Origin of the sequence: Brevundimonas sp. (assembly GCF_044239655.1) — a bacterium.
Classification (GTDB): Bacteria; Pseudomonadota; Alphaproteobacteria; order Caulobacterales; family Caulobacteraceae; genus Brevundimonas.
Genome location: NZ_JBIIAY010000207.1, coordinates 1 through 2,904 on the forward strand (window position 1 = coordinate 1; position 2,904 = coordinate 2,904).

Annotated in this window: 2 protein-coding genes; both read left to right on the forward strand. The window is 65.1% G+C overall.

Annotated elements, in window-relative coordinates:
• A partial coding sequence (locus ACILQR_RS16365) for a hypothetical protein (protein WP_395652421.1) occupies positions 1-591 on the forward strand: 591 nt, incomplete at its 5' end.
• 15 nt (positions 592-606) lie between these two features.
• A complete protein-coding gene (locus ACILQR_RS16370; RefSeq protein WP_395652422.1) occupies positions 607-2,601 on the forward strand; it encodes a glycoside hydrolase family 3 protein in 1,995 nt (664 codons plus the stop codon).
• The last annotated feature ends 303 nt before the right edge of the window (positions 2,602-2,904 follow it).

Below are 2,904 nucleotides of genomic sequence, written 5' to 3' on the forward strand. Positions count from 1 at the left end.
CAGTCATTCGATCCGGTGCTGGCCAGCTTCGTGATCCAGAACGCAGCATCCGTGATCAGCCAAGGCGCCGAAATCACGGCGATCGCCTCGCTCTTCGACGGTTTCACCGCCAACGCCTCGGTCAGCATCCTCGACTCGCAGTTCGACGACTTCGCGGGTGCCCAGTGCTATCCTGGACAACCCACCGCCGGTTGCTCGATCACAGGCTCGTTCAACGCCAGCGGCCTTCGCACCCCCAACTCCCCCAGATTCACATCGACCCTCTCGGCCAGCTGGGAGCCGCAAGTGTCCGGCGCTGTGCAACCCTTCGTTCGGGCCAACTGGTATCATCGGTCGAGCCTGAATTTCCTGATCAATCAGGCTCCAGGGGCAGAACTGCCCGGGACCGATCTCTTCGGTGCCAGCATCGGGGCCCGGTTCGACAACGGCCTCGAACTGGCTGTCTTCTGCAAGAACTGCACGAACGAACACAACCCTGTCTTCATCGGCCTCGACTCCGGCGACGCGGTTGCCAACATAGCCTCGTACCAACAGCAGTTCGGCATGGACTCCGTGCGGCTGGTCGGCCTCAAGCTGACCTTCAACTACTAACCCTGGATACGAACCATGTTGCGTCTGAAGCGGTGGCTCGCGTCAACGGCCCTTCTGCCCTTGGCGGGATGCGCCCTTCTCGCGGGCCCCGCGACGGGCTCCGATCGACCGGCCCAACCGGTTCTGACCTCGCGGACCGTTCCCCTTATTGAGGTGGACGGACTGCGGTTCAGGGATCTAGATCGAGATGGCCAGCTCGATCCCTATGAGGACTGGCGACTGTCGGCTGGATCTCGCGCCGACGATCTTGTCGGGCGAATGACCCTGGCCGAGAAGGTCGGGCAGATGCTTCACGGCAACGCAGAGGGCAATGCGCCGTTCGGCCAGCCTTGGACGGGGTATGGACAGAACAGCGCGCGCCTCAAGATCGTCGACCACGGCATCACCAACCTCAACTCGATGCTGGTCCTTCCGCCAGCGGACTTGGCCGAAGCCTCCAACAGCCTGCAGGCGCTCGCCGAACAGACCCGTCTTGCCGTTCCCGTCACCCTGAGCACAGATCCACGCAATCATTTCCAGGCCACGGTCGGTGCCAGCGTCGCTTCGGGCGACTTCACCCGCTTCCCGGAGCCTTTGGGACTGGCGGCGATCGGCGATCCGGAGGTCGTGCGCCAGATGGCAGACATCGCCCGTAGAGAATACCGCGCCACCGGCTTCAGCGTCGCCCTCTCGCCCCAAGCCGACCTCGCCACGGAACCACGCTGGCCACGCGTCAGCGGCACCTTCGGGGAAGATCCGACGCTCGTGGGCACCATGGTCGCAGCCTACATTGAAGGCTTCCAGCAGGGATCCGGCGGAGTAACGGTCGACGGCGTAGCCACCGTCGTCAAACATTGGGTAGGCTACGGTGCCGCCCGCGACGGCTGGGATAGCCATAATCGCTACGGCCGGTTCGCAGACTTGGCGGACGATCGGCTCAGCCTCCATCTCGAACCCTTCGAGGCGGCGTTTGCTGTTCATCCGTCGGGCATCATGCCTGCCTATTCCATCTTCGAGGGCCTATCCGTAGACGGCAGGGCGGTCGAGCCCGTCGGCGCGGCCTACAGTCGGGTCCTCATCAGCGACTTGCTGCGCGGCCGGTTCGGATATGAAGGTCTCGTGCTGGCGGACTGGGCGATCACCGAAGACTGCGGCGACATCTGCAGGGATGGTTTCCCCGCCGGCCAGCAACCGAGCTTCCAGGGGGTCTCCATGGCCTGGGGCGTGGAAGATCTTACCCGAGCGCAACGGTTCGCCCTCGCCGTCGCAAACGGGGTCGATCAATTCGGTGGTGCCGAAGATCCGAAACCCCTTCTGGACGCCGTCGTCGCTGGTCACATTACCCCCGCCCAGATCGATGCTGCTGTCCGCCGCGTCCTGATCCGGACATTCTCTCTCGGTCTGTTCGAACGGCCCTTCGTCGATCCCGCCGAAGCCACCGCAAGCGTCGGTACGCCGGAGGCAGCGCAAGCAGCACGGACTGCCCAGGCCCGCTCGGTGGTCCTGCTGGAGAACAGGGCAGGAGTTTTGCCCCTCGATCCGGCGCAGATGCCGAAGGCCTATTTGCGCGGGGTTGCCCCAGAAGCCGCACGGACGGCTGGCTTCACCGTGGTGGATGACCCTGCGCAGGCCGACGTCGCCCTTGTGCGCCTCGCGGCGCCATCGGAAATGCTCCATCCGAGTTACTTCTTCGGCCTCATGCAAAAAGAGGGCAGTCTGGCCTACGGAGATTCCGATCCTGGCATCGCGGCCCTCATGGCCCTGCCGACCGATCTGCCGGTGATCGCCAATGTCTATCTGGACCGCGCCGCCGTGCTTGGTCCGGTCAAAGCCCGGGCCAACGCGCTGATGGTCAATTTCGGACTTTCGGACGCCGCCTTCTTTGACGTCGTGACCGGGGCGACGCCGCCTGTGGGCCGGCTCCCCATCGAGCTGCCGTCGTCCATCGAGGCCGTGGCTGCCCAGAGGTCCGACACCCCCGCGGATAGCCTCGCGCCCCTCTATCCCCTTGGCTTCGGCCGCACCTACTAAGGTCTCCATGCCCCAGGTCGATCGTCGCTCCTTTCTGCTTGCGGCCGGCGTGGCTGCACCCAGCCTGGCGGTGCCCGCGTCCGCACGCGAAAGACGCGGGACCGGCGACGGTGGCAGCGTGGATCTCCGAGCATCGCAGCTAACGACTCCCCTGGGGCTCGATGACCCACGGCCGGCCCTGTCCTGGCGGATCGCCGGGAATAGGATGGTCCAGGCGGCCTACCAGGTCCTCGTCGCGTCAAGCGAGGCCATGCTGGCCCAGGGTCGCGGCGACCTTTGGGACAGTGGCCGAATTCCAGGCGA

What these genes read in the sequence shown, in the direction of transcription:
- ACILQR_RS16370 (WP_395652422.1), top strand. Translation starts at nt 607, where the DNA reads ATGTTGCGTCTGAAGCGGTGGCTCGCGTCAACGGCCCTTCTGCCCTTG.